General features: G+C 65.8%; 24 protein-coding genes. 17 read left to right on the forward strand and 7 right to left on the reverse strand.

The annotated features are described in order from the left end of the window. Window positions 1-3 precede the first annotated feature (3 nt). Window positions 4-1,413 (forward strand): 3' terminal RNA ribose 2'-O-methyltransferase Hen1, encoded by a 1,410-nt coding sequence (locus DES52_RS08115; protein ID WP_110886293.1) that lies wholly within the window; start codon window positions 4-6, stop codon window positions 1,411-1,413. Next, window positions 1,410-3,920 (forward strand): polynucleotide kinase-phosphatase, encoded by a 2,511-nt coding sequence (locus DES52_RS08120; RefSeq protein ID WP_110886294.1) that lies wholly within the window; start codon window positions 1,410-1,412, stop codon window positions 3,918-3,920. The genes DES52_RS08115 and DES52_RS08120 overlap by 4 nt, the downstream gene beginning before the upstream one ends. A gap of 51 nt (window positions 3,921-3,971) precedes the next feature. Here the strand turns inward: DES52_RS08120 and DES52_RS08125 are convergent, their stop codons facing one another. Next, window positions 3,972-4,427 (reverse strand): redoxin domain-containing protein, encoded by a 456-nt coding sequence (locus tag DES52_RS08125; protein ID WP_110886295.1) that lies wholly within the window; start codon window positions 4,425-4,427, stop codon window positions 3,972-3,974. Between the two features lie 76 nt (window positions 4,428-4,503). Next, entirely contained in the window at window positions 4,504-5,175 is a 672-nt protein-coding gene (locus tag DES52_RS08130) for a trimeric intracellular cation channel family protein (protein WP_110886422.1), read from the reverse strand. 84 nt (window positions 5,176-5,259) lie between these two features. On the opposite strand from DES52_RS08130, the gene DES52_RS08135 reads away from it, so the two are divergent. After that, window positions 5,260-5,862, forward strand: a complete 603-nt coding sequence (locus DES52_RS08135; RefSeq protein WP_110886423.1) for a DsbA family oxidoreductase — start codon at window positions 5,260-5,262, stop codon at window positions 5,860-5,862. Here the strand turns inward: DES52_RS08135 and DES52_RS08140 are convergent. Next, the gene (locus DES52_RS08140) at window positions 5,846-6,256 is read right to left on the reverse strand and encodes a methylglyoxal synthase (RefSeq protein ID WP_110886296.1); all 411 of its coding nucleotides are present in this window, start codon (window positions 6,254-6,256) and stop codon (window positions 5,846-5,848) included. The two genes, DES52_RS08135 and DES52_RS08140, sit on opposite strands and share 17 nt — an antisense overlap. Window positions 6,257-6,387: 131 nt before the next feature. Between DES52_RS08140 and rplU the strand changes: the two genes are divergently transcribed. From rplU to rsfS, 6 genes are all read left to right on the forward strand, one after another. Beyond that, on the forward strand, window positions 6,388-6,693 hold the full coding sequence (rplU, locus tag DES52_RS08145; RefSeq protein ID WP_110886297.1) for a 50S ribosomal protein L21: 306 nt from the start codon (window positions 6,388-6,390) through the stop codon (window positions 6,691-6,693). 24 nt (window positions 6,694-6,717) lie between these two features. Next, window positions 6,718-6,990, forward strand: a complete 273-nt coding sequence (rpmA, locus tag DES52_RS08150; RefSeq protein WP_110886298.1) for a 50S ribosomal protein L27 — start codon at window positions 6,718-6,720, stop codon at window positions 6,988-6,990. Window positions 6,991-7,095: 105 nt separating this feature from the next. Beyond that, window positions 7,096-8,385, forward strand: a complete 1,290-nt coding sequence (gene obgE / locus DES52_RS08155) for a GTPase ObgE (protein ID WP_110886299.1) — start codon at window positions 7,096-7,098, stop codon at window positions 8,383-8,385. Window positions 8,386-8,575: 190 nt separating this feature from the next. Beyond that, window positions 8,576-9,082: a bis(5'-nucleosyl)-tetraphosphatase (symmetrical) YqeK gene (gene yqeK / locus DES52_RS08160; protein ID WP_110886424.1), complete on the forward strand. Its 507-nt coding sequence runs from the start codon at window positions 8,576-8,578 to the stop codon at window positions 9,080-9,082. After that, the gene (locus tag DES52_RS08165) at window positions 9,079-10,374 is read left to right on the forward strand and encodes an LCP family protein (protein WP_110886300.1); all 1,296 of its coding nucleotides are present in this window, start codon (window positions 9,079-9,081) and stop codon (window positions 10,372-10,374) included. Before yqeK ends, DES52_RS08165 begins: the two co-directional genes overlap by 4 nt. After that, window positions 10,367-10,717, forward strand: coding sequence for a ribosome silencing factor (rsfS, locus tag DES52_RS08170; protein WP_110886301.1), 351 nt, complete (start codon window positions 10,367-10,369; stop codon window positions 10,715-10,717). The genes DES52_RS08165 and rsfS overlap by 8 nt, the downstream gene beginning before the upstream one ends. A gap of 57 nt (window positions 10,718-10,774) precedes the next feature. On the opposite strand, the gene DES52_RS08175 is transcribed toward rsfS, so the two are convergent. Next, window positions 10,775-12,826 carry a molybdopterin oxidoreductase family protein gene (locus tag DES52_RS08175; RefSeq protein ID WP_110886302.1) on the reverse strand — a complete coding sequence of 684 codons (2,052 nt, stop codon included), beginning with the start codon at window positions 12,824-12,826 and terminating at the stop codon, window positions 10,775-10,777. A gap of 79 nt (window positions 12,827-12,905) precedes the next feature. Here DES52_RS08175 and DES52_RS08180 point away from each other — a divergent pair, with 79 nt between their 5' ends. The 4 genes from DES52_RS08180 to DES52_RS08195 are packed head-to-tail and all read left to right on the forward strand — an operon-like array spanning window position 12,906 to window position 15,685. Next, window positions 12,906-13,847 (forward strand): lysylphosphatidylglycerol synthase transmembrane domain-containing protein, encoded by a 942-nt coding sequence (locus DES52_RS08180; RefSeq protein ID WP_170130948.1) that lies wholly within the window; start codon window positions 12,906-12,908, stop codon window positions 13,845-13,847. Next, on the forward strand, window positions 13,844-14,761 hold the full coding sequence (locus DES52_RS08185; RefSeq protein ID WP_245900820.1) for a diacylglycerol/lipid kinase family protein: 918 nt from the start codon (window positions 13,844-13,846) through the stop codon (window positions 14,759-14,761). The genes DES52_RS08180 and DES52_RS08185 overlap by 4 nt, the downstream gene beginning before the upstream one ends. Window positions 14,762-14,763: 2 nt before the next feature. Further along, window positions 14,764-15,453 (forward strand): PHP domain-containing protein, encoded by a 690-nt coding sequence (locus DES52_RS08190; RefSeq protein WP_245900847.1) that lies wholly within the window; start codon window positions 14,764-14,766, stop codon window positions 15,451-15,453. A 46-nt stretch (window positions 15,454-15,499) separates the two neighbouring features. Next, window positions 15,500-15,685: a hypothetical protein gene (locus DES52_RS08195; protein WP_110886304.1), complete on the forward strand. Its 186-nt coding sequence runs from the start codon at window positions 15,500-15,502 to the stop codon at window positions 15,683-15,685. A gap of 82 nt (window positions 15,686-15,767) precedes the next feature. Here DES52_RS08195 and DES52_RS08200 read toward each other — a convergent pair whose 3' ends face one another. Genes DES52_RS08200 through DES52_RS08210 form a run of 3 tightly spaced genes read right to left on the reverse strand, consistent with a single transcriptional unit; the run spans window position 15,768 to window position 17,676 of the window. After that, entirely contained in the window at window positions 15,768-16,688 is a 921-nt protein-coding gene (locus DES52_RS08200) for a carbon-nitrogen hydrolase family protein (protein WP_110886305.1), read from the reverse strand. Next, window positions 16,685-17,296: a GNAT family N-acetyltransferase gene (locus tag DES52_RS08205; RefSeq protein ID WP_211317882.1), complete on the reverse strand. Its 612-nt coding sequence runs from the start codon at window positions 17,294-17,296 to the stop codon at window positions 16,685-16,687. The genes DES52_RS08200 and DES52_RS08205 overlap by 4 nt, the downstream gene beginning before the upstream one ends. Continuing rightward, window positions 17,272-17,676: a ketosteroid isomerase-related protein gene (locus tag DES52_RS08210; protein WP_110886306.1), complete on the reverse strand. Its 405-nt coding sequence runs from the start codon at window positions 17,674-17,676 to the stop codon at window positions 17,272-17,274. Before DES52_RS08210 ends, DES52_RS08205 begins: the two co-directional genes overlap by 25 nt. A 399-nt stretch (window positions 17,677-18,075) precedes the next feature. Between DES52_RS08210 and DES52_RS08215 the strand changes: the two genes are divergently transcribed. The 4 genes from DES52_RS08215 (at window position 18,076) to DES52_RS08225 (ending at window position 20,929) form a co-directional block, all read left to right on the forward strand. Further along, window positions 18,076-18,363, forward strand: coding sequence for a hypothetical protein (locus tag DES52_RS08215; RefSeq protein WP_110886307.1), 288 nt, complete (start codon window positions 18,076-18,078; stop codon window positions 18,361-18,363). Between the two features lie 68 nt (window positions 18,364-18,431). Then, window positions 18,432-18,743, forward strand: a complete 312-nt coding sequence (locus tag DES52_RS22865) for a hypothetical protein (protein ID WP_170130949.1) — start codon at window positions 18,432-18,434, stop codon at window positions 18,741-18,743. Continuing rightward, on the forward strand, window positions 18,740-19,270 hold the full coding sequence (locus DES52_RS22870; RefSeq protein ID WP_170130950.1) for a universal stress protein: 531 nt from the start codon (window positions 18,740-18,742) through the stop codon (window positions 19,268-19,270). Before DES52_RS22865 ends, DES52_RS22870 begins: the two co-directional genes overlap by 4 nt. A gap of 174 nt (window positions 19,271-19,444) precedes the next feature. Beyond that, window positions 19,445-20,929 (forward strand): NADP-dependent isocitrate dehydrogenase, encoded by a 1,485-nt coding sequence (locus DES52_RS08225; protein ID WP_110886309.1) that lies wholly within the window; start codon window positions 19,445-19,447, stop codon window positions 20,927-20,929. Window positions 20,930-20,991 lie beyond the last annotated feature (62 nt).

Raw genomic sequence — 20,991 nt, forward strand, 5'->3', positions numbered from 1 at the left:
TCCATGCTGTTGACGATCAGCACGACGCATCACCCCGCGACCGACCTCGGCTTTCTGTTGCACAAGCACCCCGGGCGTCTGCACACGTCGAGCCTCGCCTTTGGCGCCGCGCACGTCTTCTACCCCGAGGCGACCGAGCAGAAGTGCACGGCGGCCCTGCTGCTGGAGGTCGATCCCGTCGCCTTGTCGCGGCGCACCAAGACGGGCCGCACGCCGCTGGAGCCGTACGTCAACGACCGCCCTTACGTGCCCTCCAGCTTGTTGTCGGTAGCCTTGCGCGACGTGTTCGGCACGGCCCTGAGCGGACGCAGCAAGGAACGTCAAGCGCTCGCCGACGCCAAGATCCCGCTGCGCGCCCGCCTCACGGCGCTTCCCTCGCGCGGCGACCCCGATTTGATTCGACGGCTGTTCTCGCCGCTCGGGTACAACGTGGACGCCTCGCCGCTCCCGCTCGACGACACGGTTCCCGAGTGGGGGAACTCGCCCTACGCGGACGTGAGCCTCGGCGCCCTGATACGCTTGCGCGACCTGCTCGCCCACCTGTACGTCCTCGTGCCCGTCCTCGACGACGCCAAGCACTACTTCGTGGACGAGACGGAGATCGACAAGCTGCTGCGCCACGGGGAAGGCTGGCTGGACGAGCATCCGGAGCGAGACTTCATCACGTCGCGCTTTCTACGTTACAAAAGGCATTTGCAACGCGCGGCGCTGCAACGCCTCGAAGTGCGCGAGGACGAAGACGTCGACGAGGACGGGGGCGCCGAGGTCACGGAAGCGGCCACGAAGCAGCCGAGCCTGCACGCCCGTCGTCTCGACGCCGTGACGAAGGAACTGCTCGCGAGCAGTGGGCGGCGCGTCCTCGATCTCGGATGCGGCGAGGGCAAGCTGATCGTGAAGTTGCTCGACCATCCCCAGTTCACGGAGATTCTCGGGATGGACGTCGACAGCCGCGCGCTTCGGCGGGCCGACGAGCGGCTCGCCCGCCTGCCCGAGGCGAAGCGGTCACGTGTGCGCTTGATTCAAGGATCGTTGACGTACCGCGACAAGCGGTTGCGAGGCTTCGACGCGGCCGCCCTCGTGGAAGTCATCGAGCACCTCGACGAGCCGCGCCTCGCGGCCTTGGAGCGCGCCGTGTTCGTGGAGGCCAAACCGCGCTCGATCGTCGTCACGACGCCGAATCAGGAGTACAACGCGCGCTTCGAGACGCTCGCGGCAGGAGAGTTCCGCCACGAGGACCACCGTTTCGAGTGGGCGCGCGCGCAATTTCGTACCTGGGCGGAAGGACTCGCCGAGCGACATCGCTACAGCGTCCGCTTCGCGGGGATCGGCGACGAGGACGAGGAGGTCGGGCCACCGTCGCAGATGGCGGTGTTCACGAGAAAATCGGCCGAGGACGCCAAGGAGGCGACTTGAACATCGAACTGCCCCAGCTTTCCCTCGTCGCCCTCGTCGGCGCGTCGTCGTCGGGCAAGTCGTCCTTCGCGGCGAAGCACTTCCTGCCGAGCGAGGTGCTGTCGAGCGACTTCTTCCGCGCGCTCGTCTCGAACGACGAGAACAGTCTCGAAGCGACGGGCGACGCCTTCGACGCCTTGTACTTCGTGGCGGGCAAACGGCTCGCCAGAGGACTGCTGACGGTTCTGGACGCCACGAACGTGCAGCCGCACGACCGCGCGAACCTCGTGAAGTTGGCAAAGGATCACGACGTGCTGCCGATCGCGATCGTCCTCGACTTGCCCGAAGAGGAGTTGCGCCGACGTCACGAGGTGAGAAAGGACCGTGACTTTGCGCCGAGCGTCTTGTCGCGGCAAGTCGGCCACCTGAGAAGAAGCCTGGCGAAGCTGCAAAAGGAAGGCTTTCGGCAAGTGTTCGTTTTGAGAAGCGCGCACGAGGTCGAGGCGGCGACGGTCACGCGCGTACGGCTCTTCAACGACTTGCGGCACGAGCGCGGCCCGTTCGATTTCATCGGCGACGTCCACGGCTGCCTCGACGAGCTCAAGACGCTGATGGGTGAGCTCGGATACATCGTACACGACGACCTCGGCGTGACGCCCCCCTCGGGACGCAAGCTCGTGTTCGTGGGAGATCTCGTGGACCGCGGACCGGACACGCCCGGCGTGCTGAAGCTCGTGATGGGCATGGTGAAGGCGGGCACGGCATTGTGCGTGCCGGGCAACCACGACGACAAGCTCAAGCGCGCGCTCGAGGGCCGCAAGGTGAACATCGCGCACGGCCTGGAGGTGTCGATGGAGCAACTCGCGCGCGAGACACCGGAGTTTCGCCGTGACGTCGCCGCGTTCATCGATTCGCTCGTCAGCCACCTCGTTCTCGACGAGGGCAAGGTTGTCGTGGCGCACGCGGGCATGAAGGAGAAGTATCAGGGGCGTGCGTCCGCCCGCGTGCGAGAGTTCGCGTTGTTCGGCGAGACGACGGGCGAGACGGACGAGTGGGGCTTGCCGCAGCGCATGGATTGGGCGCGGGACTACCGAGGCCACGCGAAGGTCGTGTACGGTCACACGCCCGTCTTGGAGGCGTCTTGGGTCAACGGCACGATCGACATCGACACGGGCTGCATTTTCGGCGGGCGCCTCACGGCCCTGCGCTACCCGGAGCTCGAACTCGTGTCCGTGCCCGCCTTGCGTGAGTACGTCCCGAGCAAGCGACCGCTGGAATCACGGCGCGACGAAGAGATCTTGAACATCGCGGACTTCTTAGGAAAGCGCGTCGTGGAAACGCGCCTGCGCGGACGCGTCACGATTCAGGAAGGCGAAAGCGCCGCCGCGTTGGAAACCATGAGCCGCTTCGGCCTCGATCCGCGAGCCGTCGTGTACCTCCCGCCGACGATGAGCCCGCCCGAGACGAGCGGCGAGGAAGGCTTTTTGGAGCATCCGCGTGAAGCGTTCGAGTATTACCGACGCGAAGGCGCGACGACCCTGGTGTTGGAAGAGAAGCACATGGGTTCGCGCGCCGTCGTCCTCGTGACGCGGAGCGAGGCGAGCGCCGCGAAGCGCTTCGGCTTGAGCGGACTCGGGACGGTGTACACCCGCACGGGACGGCGCTTCTTCACCGACCCTGCCTTGGAAGGGGCCTTGTTGGAGCGCCTCGCGGCCGCCATGACGAAGGCGAACTTCTGGGACGAGTTCGGAACGGACTTCGCCGTGATCGACGCGGAACTTTTGCCTTGGTCGCTCAAGGCGCGCGAGCTCATTCGCGGTCAGTACGCGGCGGTGGGAGCGGCGAGCACGCACGCGCTCGAGCGCGCGGTCGCGCTGCTGCAGGAAGCGGCGGTGCGCGGCGTGGACGCCGCCGAATTGTTGCAGCGAACGACGGCGCGCGAGTTGATGGCGCGCCAGTACGTCGAGGCCTACCGCTCGTACGTTTCACGCGTCGAGACCGTCGAGGATCTCAAGCTCGCGGGCTTTCACCTTCTCGCTACGCACGGCGTCGTCCACGCGGACAAGACGCACTTGTGGCACCTCGACATCCTCGCGCGGATCGCTCAGGAAGACGAAGGAGTGCTGCTCGCGACCGCTCGGCAAACCGTCGAACTCGGCGACGACGCCAGCGAGGCAGCGGGCGTCTCGTGGTGGCTCGACCTCACGTCACGTGGTGGCGAGGGCATGGTCGTCAAGCCGCTCGATTTCGTTCACCGGGGCCGACGCGGCCTGTCACAATCCGCCTTGAAGGTGCGGGGGCGCGAGTACCTGCGCATCATCTACGGGCCCGAGTACACCGCGCCGTCCAACATGGACCGCCTTCGAGCGCGCGCGCTGAGCGCCAAGCGAACGAACGCCCTGCGCGAATTCGCCCTCGGCCTCGAAGGCTTGCAGCGCTTCGTGGAGGGCGAGGAACTTCGGCGTATCCACGAGTGCGTCCTCGGCGTGCTGGCGTTGGAGAGCGAACCGGTCGATCCGAGGTTGTAGGAACGCCTCCCCGGCTTCTCTTCTTGAGAAGAGAAGTTCCGGGTGGCGCAATCACAATCCTCGAATTTGCTCCAGCACGTGTTCGGGACGCACGTTGTAGTTGCGCGTCTGCTCCTCGACGCCTTCGAAGCGAACGACGCCGTCCTTGTCGATCAGGAACACGGCGCGCTTGGTAGTGCCGCGCTCGTCGATGGCGACTCCGTACGCGTGGGCGACCTCCAGCTTCATGTCGGCGAGCAGGGGCACGTCGATGCCGTACTCGGCGGCCCACGCCTTGTGCGTGTACACGGAGTCACGGCTGATGCCGAGCACGACCGCGTCCACGTCGGCGAAGTCGTCTTGCAGGCCGCTGTACTCGGGAAGCTGCAGGCTGCACACGGGCGAGAAGTCGAGCGGGTAGAACACGAGGACGACGTGCTTGCGACCCTTGTAAGCGCTCAGCGTGATGCTCTCGCCCGTCGAGGCGGGCAGCGTGAAGTCCGGCGCGGATTGGTTCAGAAGCGACATGAGGATCAGTTTACGGCCCGGGAAGCTCCTCGGTCCAAAGGCTGTCCAGCACACCTCACCGCTTGAGGCTTCCGGCTCAGGGACCGAGCTCGCTTTCCGGCAGGCGCCGCACGGGCAGACGAACGCGGCCACGCCGAGACAGCCAGCGCAGCGCGATCACGATGCCCGCCGCGACGAGTTGCGAGGCGAGATCGGGGACGCGGCCGTGCAGCAGGTACACGACGAGCGCTCCGGCGGCGGCGGCCGTCGCGTACAACTGGTCGTGTCGGTACAGGATCTGGGGCGTCTCTCGCGCGAGCACGTCACGAATCACGCCGCCGCCCACGCCGGAAAGCGCTCCGACGAAGATGACGCCGAGCGGGCCGAAGCCCAACGCGAGGCCGCCAAGAGCGCCCGACACCGCGAACAAGGCGAGTCCGAGCGTGTCGAAGACGCTGAGGGTCCGGTCGAAGCGCTCCAAGCGCGGGCCGAACGCGAAGCCTACGACCGCTCCGAGAATCGCCACCCACAAGTACGTCTCGTCACGCAGGTACACGGGCGGTACGGTGCCCGTGAGGGCGTCGCGAATCGAGCCGCCTCCGACGGCGGTCACGCAGCCCAATACGACGACGCCGAACAGGTCGAAGCGCTTGCGCACCCCGACGAGCGCTCCCGAGAGGCTGAACGCGAAGATGCCGACGAGGTCGAGGACGCGCAGACTCGCTTGAACGTCGAGGCTCGGCAAGTCGAATCCGGGAGGCGTGGCCACGAAGGCAGTGTCGCACACGCACGTCACGCCGAAAACGTGACGTGGCCTTCGTGCGGACCTCTTCGCCCGTGGTACGGTCCGCGCATGATCGTGTATTTCGACTTCCTGTGTCCGTTCGCTTGGCGCGGCCTCGAACTCATGGCGTTGATCGGCGAGCGGCCTCGACTCGTGCACTACAGCCTCGTGCAAGGCAACCATGCCGAGAATCCCGAGCGTCGCAACCCGACGTGGCTGCTCGCGCGCCAACCGCTCGGCGAAGGCTCCGAGTTCCAGCAGGCGAGCTTGCGGGCGTTCATGGCGTCGCACGCCGCGCGCCGTCAAGGCGAGGAACTCGCGTTCGCATTCGCGCTGCACTTGTTCCGCTTGCGGCACGTCGACGGCTTGAAACTCGACGATCCCGAAACGGCGCGGGAAGCGGCTCGCCGTGCGGGCCTCGACTTGGAGCGCTTCGAACTCGCGCTGCAAGACGAGACGGGCTTGCGCCAAGAACTCGCGACCGACTTGGAGGAGGCGGCGCATCTCGGGGTGTTCGGCACGCCCACGTTCGTGCTCGGCAGCGGTGACGCCGCGTACTTCCGCTTCGCACATCTGCCAGAAACGCGAGACGACGCCGAGCGGTTGTGGGGCACCTACGTGGAGGTGTTGTCGAACCCCGTACGCATCGAGACGATCAAACGCCCGCGCTGAGCGCCTGCGCCCGTTCGGCGAGCCACAGCATGACGGCCCCGGCGGTCGCGGGGTTCGTCGCCAGAGGTACGTCGTGCACGTCGCACAGCCGTACGAGGGCCGTGACGTCGGGCTCGTGCGGCTGTGCGGTGAGAGGATCGCGAAAGAAGATCACGGCGAGGACCTTGTCCTCGGCGATGCGCGCGCCGATCTGTTGGTCGCCTCCGAGCGGACCGGAAAGGACGCGTTCGATGCGCAGGCCCGTCTTGTCTTGCAGCAGCCCTCCGGTCGTGCCCGTCGCCACGAGGGTGAAGCGCGACAAGATGTCCTTGTACGCGAGGGCGAACAGGGCGAGATCGAGCTTCTTCTTGTCGTGCGCGATGAGGGCGACTTGCGTCTTGTGGGCCTGCGTCATGAGGGGTATTGTGACACGGGCTTGAGGTCTTCGCGCAGAGCGTGATACACTCGTTTGCTGATGACCCGCCTCGGCGGGCGTGTGACGCGCTACAGGGCACTGAAGTGCTCGGGGCCGGGAGGAAGAACAGCATGTTTGCAATCATTACGAGCGGTGGGAAGCAATACCGCGTGCAGGAAGGCGACGTTCTGCGCGTCGAGAAGCTCGCGGGCGAAGCGGGCACGACCATGACCTTCAAGCCTTTGTTCGTCGTCGGCGAGCAAACCCTCATCGGCGACGCGGCGAACGGCTTTACCGTGAACGCCGAAGTCGTGGACCACGGCAAGCACAAGAAGATCTACATCCGCAAGTACAAGAGCGGTATCCAATACCGTCGCCGCACGGGTCACCGTCAGCAATTCACGGCGATCCGCATCACGGGCATCGCGCAAGCGTAAGCCTTTCGGGAGAGGTGAACTGACATGGCACACAAGAAGGGCGTAGGCTCCTCGAAGAACGGGCGCGACAGCAACCCGAAGTACCTCGGCGTGAAGAAGTTCGGCGGCGAAGTCGTGCGCGCGGGCAACATCCTCGTGCGTCAGCGCGGCACGAAGTTCCAAGCAGGCAAGGGCGTCGGCATGGGCCGCGACCACACCCTGTTCGCGCTCGTCGACGGCCAAGTCGTCTTCGACAACAAGGGCGGCAAGGGCCGTTTCATCAGCGTCCAGCCGGCCGCGGCCATCGCGGCGGACTGAACGACGTCAACTCGAATGTTGGAATGCGGGGGCTTGCTCGCCCCCGCGTTTTCGTGCTTTCGGTCAAAGCGAAAGCGCGATGAAGAAGGTGAAGGAAGGTGAAGCGTGGCGTTTCGTGACGTGCTCGACATCGAAGTGATCGCAGGAAACGGTGGGGACGGCGCGATGAGTTTTCACCGCGCGAAGTACCTCGAGAAGGGCGGTCCGGACGGCGGCCACGGCGGCAAGGGCGGAAGCGTCCTGCTGCGCGCCGTGAACAACATCGCCTCCCTGGAAACCCTCGTGGGGAAGCGCAAGTTCAAGGCCGACAACGGCCGGTACGGCGAGGGCCGCTTGCGCAACGGCGCGGACGGTGAGGACCTCGTGATCGAAGTGCCGGTCGGCACGACTGCCTTCGACGCCGACACCGGCAAGGTCGTCGCCGATCTCACGGCGATCGGCCAGGTGAAGGTCGTGGCCAAAGGCGGCACGGGCGGGCGCGGCAACTCCGTGTTCGTCACGGCGACGCGGCAAGCGCCGCGGTTCGCGGAGCTCGGCACGAAGGGCCAGAAGCGGCGCCTGCGTTTGGAGTTGCGCCTCATCGCCGACGTCGGGCTCGTGGGATATCCGAACGCGGGGAAGTCGAGCTTGCTCGCCGCCCTGTCGCGCGCCAATCCGCTCGTGGCCGACTATCCGTTCACGACCCTCTCCCCCATCCTCGGAGTGGTGGAGGACGCCGAGCGGGATCGGCGCTTCACGATGGCGGACATTCCCGGCATCATCGAGGGCGCGTCGGAAGGCAAGGGGCTGGGCTTGGAGTTCTTGCGGCACATCAGCCGCACGCGCCTCTTGGTGTACGTCCTCGCGGCGGACCGAGATCCCGCTCGGGAACTCGCGTCGCTTCAGGCAGAGCTGCGCTCGTACGACCCGAGCCTTTTGGACAGCGTCGGCCTCATCGCCCTCAACAAAGTCGACCTCGTGGACGACGAGATCGGCGCCATGATCGAGGCGGACCTCGCCGAGACGGGCTTGCCGATTCTGCGCGTGTCGGCCGCCGAGGAAATCGGGCTCGACGAACTTCGCGAAACGATCTTCGATCTGCTGCCTTCGCGCGAGTTGTGGGCGCAAACCCACGCTCTGGAGGAAGAGCCGGAGACGGTCGCGGCGCCCGAGCCGCTCAAAGTGGTTCTGTCGGCGGATCAGTCGACGGACGAGGAGCGCGTGTTCGTGGTGACCGGGGGAGGATTCGAAGAGCGTTTGTCGCGCTTCGAGCGGCACATCACCGACGCGGCGGAATATCTCACGGGGTACTTCAAGCGTCAAGGGCTCACGAACGCGCTCAAGCGTGCGGGTGCCCGCGAGGGCGACACCGTGGTGATCGGGCCGTTCCGCTTCGAGTACTTCGAAGACGATTAAGGAACGAGGCGTGGTCGAGGTCAGCGAGATCAGATTGTCTTCTAAGTTCTTCCCAGGCTCTCAGGGCAGCTTGGTATACTTCGGAGGTCGCGGCGGAGGCCGCATAAAGATCGTGGCCGGACCTGTACTCGCCCCACCGAATGAACCGCTGCACGTCGACCTCGACGCTTGGCAGGCGCGTGTGCGCCTCATGGTCAAGCCGCGTCGCTTCGAGCATGTGCTGCGCGTCGCGCACCTCGCGGCGGACATCGCCGCCGCGAACGGCGTGGACGTGCCCCGCGCCTTCGCGGCGGGTGTACTTCACGACGTGGCGCGCGACTTGCCCGACAGCGAGTTGCTTCGCCTCGCCACGCCCGAGTGCGCCATCGACGCCGCGCACCCCCTCGCCTTGCACGGCCGCGCGGGCCGCGTCTTGCTGGAACGCTGGGGCTTCACGGACCGCGTGGTGTTGGAGGCCGTGGAAGACCACACGACGGGACCGCGCCCGGGCAACCTCGTGTCGGCTTGCGTGTACATCGCCGACGTCAGCGAGCCGGGACGCGGCGTGAACGCCGACATTCGCGAGCTCGCCTTGAGCGACCTCGACGGCGCCTTGAAGCGCTCCATCGGGTCGAAGGTGCGTTACCTGTGCGGGCGGGGCATCGAGGTGCATCCGCGAACCATGGCCACGTTCCAAGCGCTGGGGTTGCAGGAATGAGACCGTCCGGCGCGCGAACGTTCTACTCGGAGAACGTGCGGACGGTGCCGCTTTGGCGCGCCCTGCAACTCTCGGCGATCGCCTTGGCGTCCGTGTCCTTGGCGGGGTACTGGACGATGACGAGCACCGCCGGAGAGGCGCGTCGCGTCGCTCAAACCACGCCCGGCACGCCGCCGCAATTCACGATGCTCCTCGCCGGACGCGACATCGCGTACTGCTACTACCACACGCCTTGCAAAGATCAGAATTCACCTGAAGCCCGCAAGATGACGAACACCGACACGATCATGCTGCTGCGCGTGTCGGCGTCGGGCGTGAACGTCTTGTCGATTCCGCGCGACACCCAAGCGGGCGAGTTTCGCACCGACCTCACCTGGAGCGCGCAGAAGGTCAACGCGTCGTACTCGTTCGGCGGCCCCGAACGCCTCGTACAACGCGTCGAGGAAATCACGGGCGACCGAATCGACTACTACGCGGTCGTGAAGACGACGTACGTCGCGAGCGTCATCGACGCGCTCGGCGGCCTGGACGTCAACGTTCCCGAGCCGGGCATCGAGTGGATCGACAACGCCGCGAACGTGAACTTCAAGTTGTCGCCCGGTCAGCATCACCTCGCGGGTCCTGAGGCCGTGCTGTACATGCGGGTCCGCAAAGGATTCGGGGACGACTACGGACGCATGGATCACCAGAAAGCCGCCATCGCGCAACTCGTGGGCAAGCTCAAGTCAGCTCGCGGCCTCGCCGCCTTGCCGACGCTGCTGTTCGGCTTTCAAGAAGGCGTGGAAACCAACGCGGACCCCGCCATGTTGGAGCAGATGCGGCCGTTCCTCGGAGATTACGCGCTCAACTTCGCCACGCTACCCACCACCGAAATTCGCGGCACCACCAACCTCGCGCCGGATCGAGCGGCGCTCGCACGCTTGTGGGGATCGGGAGCGCCGACGCTCGTGGCGCAGCAGAAAGCCAGCGTGCGCATCTTCGACGCCTCGGGCGAAAACCTCGGGCAGAAGCTCGCGTGGGCCCTCAAAGGGCGTGGTTACGTCGTATCGAACGTCGAGGCGCAACCCGCGCACGACGAGAGCAGTCAAGTCTTCACCGTCGACGAGGTCGGCAGCGCGACGGACCTCGCGTCGCTGTTGGGCTTGCCGCGCCTGCAAGGTCTGCGCTTCCCCGTCGAGACAGGCGAAGTGGGCGTCCTGCTCGGCCGCGACGCCCTGCAACACTTCGCGGAACTCGCCGCTTTGAATCCTCCGCGCGAAAGCGCGCACCTCAATGGAGTGACCCATGATTGACACTTATGTTCGCAAGCAACTGGAAACCATCGCCGCCGCCGCCGAAGAGCGCCGCGCCGAGGACATCATCGTGCTGGACTTGACGGACGTCTCCAGCACCTTGGAGTTCTTCGTGATCTGCACCGCCACGGCGGGCCTGCAGCTCAACGCGGTCGTGCAGAACATCCGCGAAAAGGCGCGCGAAGTCGGCTTGCCCGCTCCGAGCGTCGAAGGGCCCAGCGAACGCTGGCTGCTCATGAGCTTCGGTTCGATCGTCGTGCATGTCATGACGCGCGAGGCGCGCGACTACTACGACCTCGAAGGGCTCTGGATCGACGCCCGGACGCTCGACTTCGCGTCCTGAGAATAGAACGAAGATAGCGAGAAGGGCGGGTGAAACACCCGCCCTTCTCGCTATCTTCTACGCTTCTTGGAGGGCCCTCGGGGTGGTCACGGTGACGGGCGTGAGCCGCACGCGGGTGTTGTGGAAGGTGCTGCCACCGCCGAGATCCGTCAAGGTTTGGGCGGTGACCTCGTTGATGCTCGTTCCGTCGGGCGCCGAGAGGCCCCACCACGTTCCTTCGACGACAGCGACGCTCGGCTGAACGGCGTCCGTGACGCGTACGCGCCGCACGGCGGCGCCGACTTCCGACGCGATGGTGCACAGTTCCCCGTCGTCCAAGCCGTAGCGTTGCGCGTCCTTGGGATGCACCATGACGTGCGGCTCGCCGCCTTCGGCTTGCCGCAAGTTGGCGAGATTGCCGTACGTGGAGTTCAAGAAGTGATGCGCGGGCGGCGTGAGAAGTCGCAACGGAAACTCGTCGGACAGAAGGGCGTTCGGCGAGACGTGCAAGGGAGCGGGCGTGAACCGCACCTTGCCAGAGCTCGTCGCCGCACCGTTCGCGTACGGCAAGAACACCTCGGGAAGAGTGAGCCTCACGCTGCCTTCGTCCTTGAGGCGGTCGGGCGTGACGCCCGCGAGGTGCGGATGGCGCGTGTCGAGCAGGTGCGCGAGGAGGTCGTCGACGCTCCAGTAGATCGTCTCCTCGGTCAGGCCGAGGCGGCGGGCGAGTTCCTGAAAGACCCAGGTGTTGGGGCGCGCCTCGCCGAGCGGTTCGAGTGTGCGCGGATTGTACGAGAGGTAGTGGTGGCCGTAACTGGTGTACACGTCCGCGTGCTCCATGAACGTCGTGGCGGGCAGGACGAAGTCGGCGAGGCGCGCCGTCTCGGTCATGGCCTGCTCCAGCACCACGACGAGGAGGTCTTCACGCGCGAGGCCCGCCTTCACGCGGCCCGAGTCGGGCGCGACGGCGGCGGGATTGCAGTTGTACACGAACGCCGCCTTGAAGCCCGCTTCGGGCGCGAGGGCGGACGCGAGCTCGTTCATGTTCACGCGCTTCACGCCCGGCTTCACGAGATGACCCGCGCCGAGCTTACGGCGGTTGAGTTGAAACGCGCCGCTCGTCGTGAGATTCGCGCCGCCGCCACGATACTTCCAGTCGCCGAGCAGGGCGGGCAGCAATGTCACGGCGCGCAAGTTCGTGCCGCCGCGCTCGTGACGCGTCATGCCGTACCCGACGCGAATGTACGTCGGGCGGGTGGTGCCGAGCGCCGTCGCGAGATCGACGATCTCTTCTTCGGACAGGCCCGTGACCTCGCTGGTCTTGTCGAGCGTCCACTCGCGCGTCGCCGCCTCGAAGGCCTCAAAGCCTTCCGTGGCGCGCTCGATGTATTCGCGGTCGTGCCAGCCGCGCTCGATGACGATCCTGGAGACGCCAAGGACGAGGGCGGCGTCCGTGCCGGGGCGAATCTTGAGGTGAGTGTCGGCGTACAAGCTCGTCTTGTTGCGGTACGGATCGACGTGCACGATGCGCGCGCCGTTCTTCCTCGCCTGGGTCAACCACGGCGTGAGGTGGCTGTTCGTCGTGAGGGAGTTGATGCCCCACAGCAAAATGAGTCGGGCGTGCGGCACGTCCTCGGGATCGACGCCCATTCGCGGCGCGCCGTAGCCGAGTTCCCACGCGGCGCTTCCGGCGGTCGCGCAGATCGTCTCGTCGAGTTCGGGCGCGCCGAGCGCGCGGAAGAAGGCGTGGACGTGGCTGCCTTCCATGAGACCCATCGTGCCCGCGTAGTTGTAACGCAAGATCGCGTCGGAACCGTCCCGGTCCAAGATCACTCGGAGGCGCTCGGCGATCTCGTCGAGCGCCTCGTCCCAAGTGACGCGCACGAACTCGCCGTTCACTTTCTTCAAGGGATGCAAGGGACGGTCCTCGTGGTATTGCCGCGCGGGGTAATGCACGGTCTTGGCGCACGCGAAGCCCTTCGTGATGGGATGGTCGGAGTCTCCCGTGACCTTCACGGCGCGTTCGCTTCCGTCCTCGCCCCGCTGAAGGCGCACTTTGAGACGGCAGGCATCGGGGCAGTCGAGAGGACAGGTCAGCAGCACGTCGCGGAACGAGGCGGCATGGGACATCCCTTTATTGTAGCCCTTCCTCAAGGCGCGTTGAGTCGCGTCCCAAGTGAAGGTGGCCGAGGTGTCCTAGCGTGGAATCGTGCCTCGCCGTTCGCGCGTTCGCCTCGACCTCCTGTTGCACGCCGTCGTCCTGATCGGCGTCGCGTGGGCCGCCCTGACCTTCGTGCGGGCGGGCGACGTGGCGGCGGCGCTCTCACGGTTGCAGCCCGCCTTGGTGTTGCTCGTGCTGGGCCTCGGCGTGTTGTACACCGTGTTTCGCAGCTTCATCTTCGCCGTGGTGACGCGCGGAGTGAGCGACCTGCCGACGGCGCTCGTGATGCGCGCCTACCTCTCGGCGGAAGCGACCGCCTTGCTGCCGGGCGGCGTCGCGGCGAGGACGGCATTGTTGAATCAGCTCGGCGTGCCCGTTTCGCGCGGCCTCGTGCCCGTCCTCGCGGTCAGCATTCTCGATCAGGTGTTCTTCGGTCTCGTGCTGATCGTCGCCGTCGTCATTCTCCCGGACGCCCGCTCCGCCGCTTGGCTGCTGCCGGTTCTCGTCTTGCTGTTGGTGCTGCTGAGCGTTCCGGCCGCGCGAAACTTCGTGGGTCGGCTCGTGCAGCCCCTCTTGGCCCGCTTCGGCGCGCGAGACGGCTGGGCGCACTTCGAGGAGGCCCTTCGCGGGACCTTGCGCCCGTCGCGGTTGGCGTTCGCGTTCCTGCTCACGGTGCTCGCGTTCACGCTGAAGGTGTTCGTGCTGTCACTGTGTCTGCGCGAAGTCGGCGTGCAGTTGCCACCGTCGCTCCTGCTGTTCGCGTTCGTATTGCCGACCCTCGCCGGGCGCCTCACGCCCACGCCCGGTGGAGCGGGCGTCACGGAGGCGGGCATGGTGGCGTTTCTCGCGACGTTCGGCGGCGTCGCGGTAGAGGACGGCCTCGTGGCGACCTTGCTGTTCCGCGCGGCCACCGTCTTCGTTCCCGCCCTGCTCGGCGGCGTGCTCTACGGCGCCGCGTGGCGCGGCTCGAAACATCTTGAGAGGACTTGAACTTGCAAGCGACGATCATCTTCAATTCGAACGCCGGAGGCGCGAATCGCGTGGATGTGCCCGCCTTGGAGCGCGCTCTGCACGACGCCGGTTACGATCCGGTCAGCCACGCGACTGCCGACGAGACGGAGTTGGATCGCGCTCTCGACGCCGCGAGCGGGCTCGTCGTCGCGATCGGCGGGGACGGCACCTTGCGGGCGACCGCCCTTCGCCTCTTGGGACGCGACCTTCCCCTCACGGTCTTGCCGCTCGGCACGGCGAACAACATCGCGCGGACCTTCGGCGTGGAAGGCGACCCGCTCAAGCTCGCCTCGGGGCTGAGAGATCCGCACAAAAGGCCGCTCGACGTGGGCGTGGTGCGTGCGCCGTGGGGCGAGCAACACTTCCTGGAGGCGTGCGGCGTCGGCTTGTACGCCGATACGCTCGCCGCGTACGACCCCGAGGAAGGCAAGAGCGTTCAACGCGCCTTGTCCGCCTTGTCCTCGACGCTCGGCACGTACGCGCCGCTGGACTTGCACGCCAAGATCGACGGGCGGGACGCGAGCGGCGGTTATTTCCTCTTCGAGGCGTTGAACACCACGGCGACCGGACCGAGGCTCAGGCTCGCTCCGAGCGCCGACCCGTCGGACGGACTGCTCGACTTCGTGCTCGTAGACGCGAGCGAGCGCGACTCGACCCTCGCGTACCTGCGCGCCCTGCTCGTCGGTGAGTTCGACGCCTTGCCCAGCGTGCGAACCGAACGCGGTTCCTCGCTCGACGTCGGCTGGAACGGCTCGGCGTGGCACGTCGACGGGGAAGTATGGCCGCCGCGCGACACGCCGCTTCCCTTGCCCAGCGACGAGGTGCGCATCACGGTGGACGTCTTGCCGAGCGCCTTGGAATTGTTCTTGCCGCGTGTGGAGGTGAGCGTGTGAAAATGGACTTGCACTGCCACTCGGAAGCGTCGAAGGACTGCCGCACGCCCATCCACGACTTTCCGGACTTGCTGCTTCGGCGCGGAATCGCCGTGCAGGCGATCACGGATCACAACGAGATTTGGGGAGCCGTCGCCTTGCGAACCCTCGTGCGGGCCTTGAGCCTCGACGATCGCCTCACGATCATCGTCGGCGAGGAAGTCAGCACGCGCGACGGAGAAATAATCGGGCTGTTTTTGCACGACCGCATTCCGGCGGGAATGAGCGCCGAGGACACCGTGCGGGCCATTCGCGATCAAGGCGGCTTGGTGTTGCTGCCGCACGGCTTCGATCCGCTCAAGCGCCACCGCCTTCGGCCCGAGGCGCTCGAGCGCGTGAGAGACGAGATCGACATCGTCGAGAGCTTCAATGCCCGCGTGTCCAACGTCCGCTACAACGCCGAGGCGGGCGAGTGGGCGGCGAAGCGCGACCTTCCGGCGAGCGCGGGCTCGGACGCGCATACCGACGATCAAGTCGGAGAGTGCTGGGTTCAAACGCCCGACCGCTCGGTGACGACGCCCGAGGATCTGCTGGGGGCCCTTCGGTCGGGCGACATCATCGGGAAGTGGACGCACCCCGCGATCGCGTTCGTGGCCAAGCAACTTCATGGGTTTCGCAAGAACTCCCTGAGAAGCCCGTCAAGAGCCTCCTAAGCTCACGCCTATCCTCCGGAGACCCGTCCGCGCTAGAACAGAGGGCATGAGCGTCGACGTTTCCGCCTTCACCAAACGCGTCCGGAACCATGACGAGTTCACGCCCCGTTCCGACGACGTCCGGGGACAGAAGCGTCGCGCCGCGAGCACCACGGCGTGCGACAGCGATTTCGCGGACCTCACGCGTGATTACCGCCACCTGCTGGCGCACATCGACAACAGCGTCGCTTGACAGGCGAAGTTCGAAGAGTGGGAAGGGCAAGCGCCCTTCCCTCCTTGTTTTTCTCGCGTGTCGTGTCGGCTCGAAGGTCCGGTCACGCCGTCGTCGGCGTCTGCATCCTCGAGACCCCGAGGGTCACGACTTCGGCGCCCCCCTTCGCTTGAGCTTCACCGAGAGGCCAGTGCTGGTAGTTGAGGGTCGTGCCGTCGGCGCGCACGCGGCGCAGTCGGGCAATGTCGAGCGTCACGTACACCCAAGTCGCCACGCCGAGCGGTCCCTTCGTGACGACGCCGTCGCCTTGCGCGGAAAAACCGTGGTCGATCGGACCGTACGCGCCCGCCGCGCCCGTGTTCACGTCGATCGCCTCGTTCCAGGGCACGGCGCCCACCAAGGGAGATTGCACGGCGTACATCTGGTTTTCGAGGGCGCGGGCGCGACTGCCGATCTCGACGCGGTGGTAGCCCATGATGGTCTCGGTGCAACTCGGAACGAGCAAAACTTCCGCGCCACCTTCGGCGAGGGCGCGGGCGAGGTGCGGAAACTCCGAGTCGTAGCAGATGTTGATGCCGACGTTGCCGAGCGACGTGTGGAAGACCGTGAGGCCTTCACCGGCGGCCACGCCCCACTTCTCGTCCTCGAAGCGTGTCATGACGAGTTTGTCTTGATGATGCACCGTTCCCTGCGGGGTCAGGAAGTACGCGCGGTTGACGTACTTCCCGCCGTCCGCGACGGGAAAGCTGCCCGCGACGACGTACACCCCGTGCAGGGCGGCGAGCGAGCGGTGAAGTTCGACGAAGTCGGGCAGGAAGGCTTGCAGGGCGGGCAGTTGCAATTTCACGTCCGCTTGGATGTGCGGCGCGAGGAGGCTGGCGAGTTCCAGCGAGGCGTACTCGGGAAACACGAGCACTTGCGCTCCGTTCGAGGCGGCTTCCTGAATCCAGCTCGTGATCTTGCTGACGTACGCGTCCCAGCTCGGCTGCGCTTCGACGTGGTACTGGGCGATGGCGATGTTCATGCGAGCTCCTTGAGCCAAAAGGTCATGAGTTTGGCGGTTTCGTGGTCCTCGCCGACGTCTTGCCACGAAAAGGTCGTCGTGAGGTCCTCGCGCTTCTCGTAGCCGCGCTTGTGCCAAAAAGCGTCGAGCGGTTCGTAGCGCTTGGGGCGCGACGGGTGGTCGGCGGGACGCTGCACGGCGCAGAACGCGGCGACGCGAAAGCCGAGCTTCTTCGCGTGCGATTCACGCTCTTGAAAAAAGCGCACGCCGAGGCCGCGCCCTCGATAGGCGTCGAGCAGCACCGACTCCCCGAGGTAGAAGACCGACGCGACGTCGATGCCGGCCGCTTCGAAGGGAGCGCGCACTTGCGGCGTCTCGTCCACGAGCGGCAGGGCAGTCGTGGCGCCCACGGCCTTGTCGTCGTGCCAAACGAGCACGGCGACCGAGCGCGGCGAGTTCACGTACGTCGCGAGGTAATTCTCCTCGTACGCCGGATCGCCGTCGTAGAGGTACGGAAAGTCGCGAAAGACGGTGGTGCGTAGCCGCGCCAGTTGCGGCACGACCGCTCGGATGTCCGCGCCGACGTGCCGCGTGAGCCGAAACGTCACTTCGAGACCTGGCGAATCCATTCTTGAAGGTTGTAGTAGTTCGTGACACGCGCGATTTTGCCGCCGCGTACTTCGAAGAACGCACCTCCGGGCAGACGGTACGTTTGGCCGTTCGCCTCGGGCAGGCCCGCGTCCGTTTGCAGGTACGTGCCTTGCACGACGTACTCGGCGCTCGCCCGCGACCCGTCGGGACTGCTCATGAACGCGAGGTCGGTGATGCGCTCTCGGTACGACGTGTTCATGCGGTCCATGAAGCGCGCGAAGGCTTCGCGGCCGATCTCACGTTCCCCTTCGTTGACGTCGTGCGCGACATCGTCGGTGAGGAGACTCAGGAACGTCTCGGTGTCCCCGGAGTTGAAGGCCTCGTAGTAGCGTCGAAGAAGGTCGAGCGTCTCTTGCATGACGCACAGCGTAGCGCGAGCAACGCGGAGAATTGAGTTCCGCCTCCCAAGGGTAATGACATGAGAATGCCCCTAGGAGGACCTTAAGCAAATGACCTTGCGCGAACCTACATCAATGAGCTTACTATGGTCTTACGACATCGCCGGGGAGTAGCCGCCCGCTTCGGGAGTTCGACGCCGTCAGTACGACCGCCAAAGGCGGTCCGGCGCGAGCACAAAAGGCCAGACCTGCGTTCGGAGGTTCATCGTGAGGCAAGTGCTTCACGGCAGCGATGACGTCCCCTTGCAGCGACACGTTCGACAACGTTCACATTCCAGCGTAGACGCATTTCGCCTCGTTCGTTTGGGAGGAGTACCTTGCTTACGTGTAGTCTGACTTGCCGTTTCGTCCCCGGCACCATGGATCGCGTATTCGTCGTGAGCCGACTCGGTCGCGGCACCGTGTCGCTCGCGACCGTGGAAAACGTGCTGGGACGCCCCGCGCTCGAAAGCTTGTATTTGCGCGGGCGGTACGCGCTCGTGAACGACGAGGACAGCATCTGGTACACCCTGGTGTGTCTCGGCGTGAACCTCACGCCCGACGAAAGCACGCCCGTCGTGGCCGAACGCACGCCCCTCGTCCCGGACTTGAGGCACCACGCCCAACTGCCCGCGGACCTGGACGCCCGAACGCCGACGACCGTCTGAACGCCAAGAGCCGGGTGAGTTCCCGGCTCGCTTTCACGTGCCACCTCTTCGATCCACGGAGGTTCCGGATGCGCGGCCTTCCGACCGCAAAGCCCTTTGGAATACTGCTCGAACATCACCCGCAGAGTGCGGACGTCGTGCGGCCGTCTTGGTCGCTCGCCGAACCGAATCGCGTCGTTTCTTGCTTCTTCGGCTTCGCGCCGAGCGCCTCCTCGTTCTCGAAGTTGAATCGCACGCATGCGGCGCAGGAAGACGAGTTGCTTGCCGTGGAGCGCGAACGGTATCTTGGCAAGGTGAGCCGCGAGCAGATCTTCGCCTTGATGCACCTGCGCGCCTCGAGCTTCTCGAGGTTCCGCCCGCTCGAAGGAGGAAGTGCGTGACCCCGGCATTGTCGACATTCCTTGAAGAAACGCCCCTCTCCCCCGCCCTGCCGGGACGACCCGTCGTGCTGATCGCGACGGACGGCAGTCCCACGGGCACCCTCGCGCTCGACCGCGCCCTCGACGCCGCGCGCGTGCTCGGCGCGCGCTTGTGCGTGCTGCACGTTCTGCCCGACCCCCTGCCGAGCGGCCGACCCGAACTGTACGACGTGCAGCTCACGGTCCTGCGGCGCGGCGGCGAAGCCGTCTTGAATGCCGCCAAGCGTCGCTTGCGCTTCGTGGGCGCGGACTTCGTGTTGCGCGAATGCCGAGGACAACATGTCGCGAACGTCATCCTCGACGAAGCGAAACGGCTTGGCGCGATCAGCGTCGTCCTCGGGACGCACGGACGTCCCCGACCGTACTCGAGAACGCTCGGTAGCGTCGCGCGAGCCGTCCGAGACGGAGCTTGGCTGTCCGTCACCCTCGTCGACAAGACGGGCGACGTGTGGCAGGACAAGGCGAACAGCGGACGCGCGTTGTCGTAAAAGCTCGCCCTTCCGGCTCCTCTCCTATCAAGGAGAGGCGTTTTTCGTGGCTTCTCGGGCACGTGGAGGCTGCGAACCCCCACCATTGTCGGCAAGTGTAGCAGAACCTGTCTGCGACGCGAAACGTTGTCGGGAATTGTGACGTCAGGCAGAGTGTGCGTCGGAGGACTAATCATGACCAGCACCCTTGCTGAGCACACCAATGAACATCCTGTCGCAACGCCCATCACGGTCGCGTACGGAGACGGCATCGGCCCGGAGATCATGGAGGCCACGCTGCGCATCTTGGAGGCGGGCGGCGCGAAGATCGCGCCCGAAGTGATCGAAGTCGGCGAAAGCGTATACCTCAGCGGTGTCACGAGCGGGATTCCCGACAGCGCGTGGGACAGCATCGCCCGCACGGGCGTGCTGCTCAAGGCGCCCATCACGACGCCTCAGGGCAGCGGTTACAAGAGCCTCAACGTCACGCTGCGCAAAAGCCTCGGGTTGTACGCGAACGTACGCCCGACGCGCGCCTACGCGCCCTTCGTGCCCACCTTGCATCCGCAGATCGACGTCATCATCGTGCGCGAAAACGAAGAGGACTTGTACGCGGGCATCGAGCACCGTCAGACGGACGAGGTGACGCAGTGCCTCAAGCTCATCACCCGAGACGGCTGCGAGCGCATCGTGCGCTACGCTTTCGAGCTCGCGCGGGCACACGGCCGCAAGAAGGTCACGGCGATCAGCAAGGACAACATCATGAAGCTGACCGACGGGCTCTTCCACAAGGTCTTCGACGAGATCGGCAAGGAATACCCGGACCTGCAGCAAGAGCACATGATCGTCGACATCGCGGCCGCGCGCCTCGCCACGCGGCCCGAACGGTTCGACGTCATCGTCACCCTCAACCTCTACGGCGACATCCTGTCGGACATCGCGGCGGACGTCGCGGGCAGCGTGGGACTCGCCGGATCGTCGAACATCGGCGTTTCTGGCGCGATGTTCGAAGCCATCCACGGCTCGGCGCCCGATATCGCCGGTCAGAACGTCGCCAATCCCGGCGGGCTGCTGCACGCCGCCATCTTGATGCTCGCGCACATCGGGCAAGGGGAGGCGGCGAGGCAAATCCACAACGCTTGGCTGCGCACCATCGAGGACGGCGTTCACACGAAGGACATCGCCGGAGAGCGGACCGTGCGTGAAGTCGGCACGAACGAGTTCGCCGACGCCGTCATCGAACGTCTCGGGCAGGAGCCCCGGGAACTCGGCGCGATCAAAACGGTGCCCGCGCCTCTCAAGCTCTCCATCGACGCCGCGCCGCGTCAGCGCGCGAAAAAGGAGCTCGTGGGCGTCGACGTCTTCCTCGATTGGAGCGAATCGGGCCGCGACCCCGACGTGCTCGCCGAAGTCCTCGTGAAAGCGCAGACGGACGCCCTCAAGCTGGAGATGATCACGAACCGAGGAGTGAAAGTCTGGCCGCAAGGTCACAAGGAGACCCTGAAGTCCGACCATTGGCGCTGCCGCTTCTCGCGCCGCGACACGAACCGGTCCGTGTCCCACGAGGACATCCTCAAGGTCCTTTCGAGCGTGCACGAACTCGGCCTCGATTACGTCAAGACCGAGCACTTGTGCTTGTTCGACGGCGTTCCCGGCTACGCGCTGGGGCAAGGACAGTAAATTCACGTGCCCGCTGCCTCTTCGTTTACCGAAGAGGCAGCGCTTTTCGTTCGTTCGCCGCG

This window comes from Deinococcus yavapaiensis KR-236 (genome assembly GCF_003217515.1).
GTDB lineage: Bacteria > Deinococcota > Deinococci > Deinococcales > Deinococcaceae > Deinococcus_A > Deinococcus_A yavapaiensis.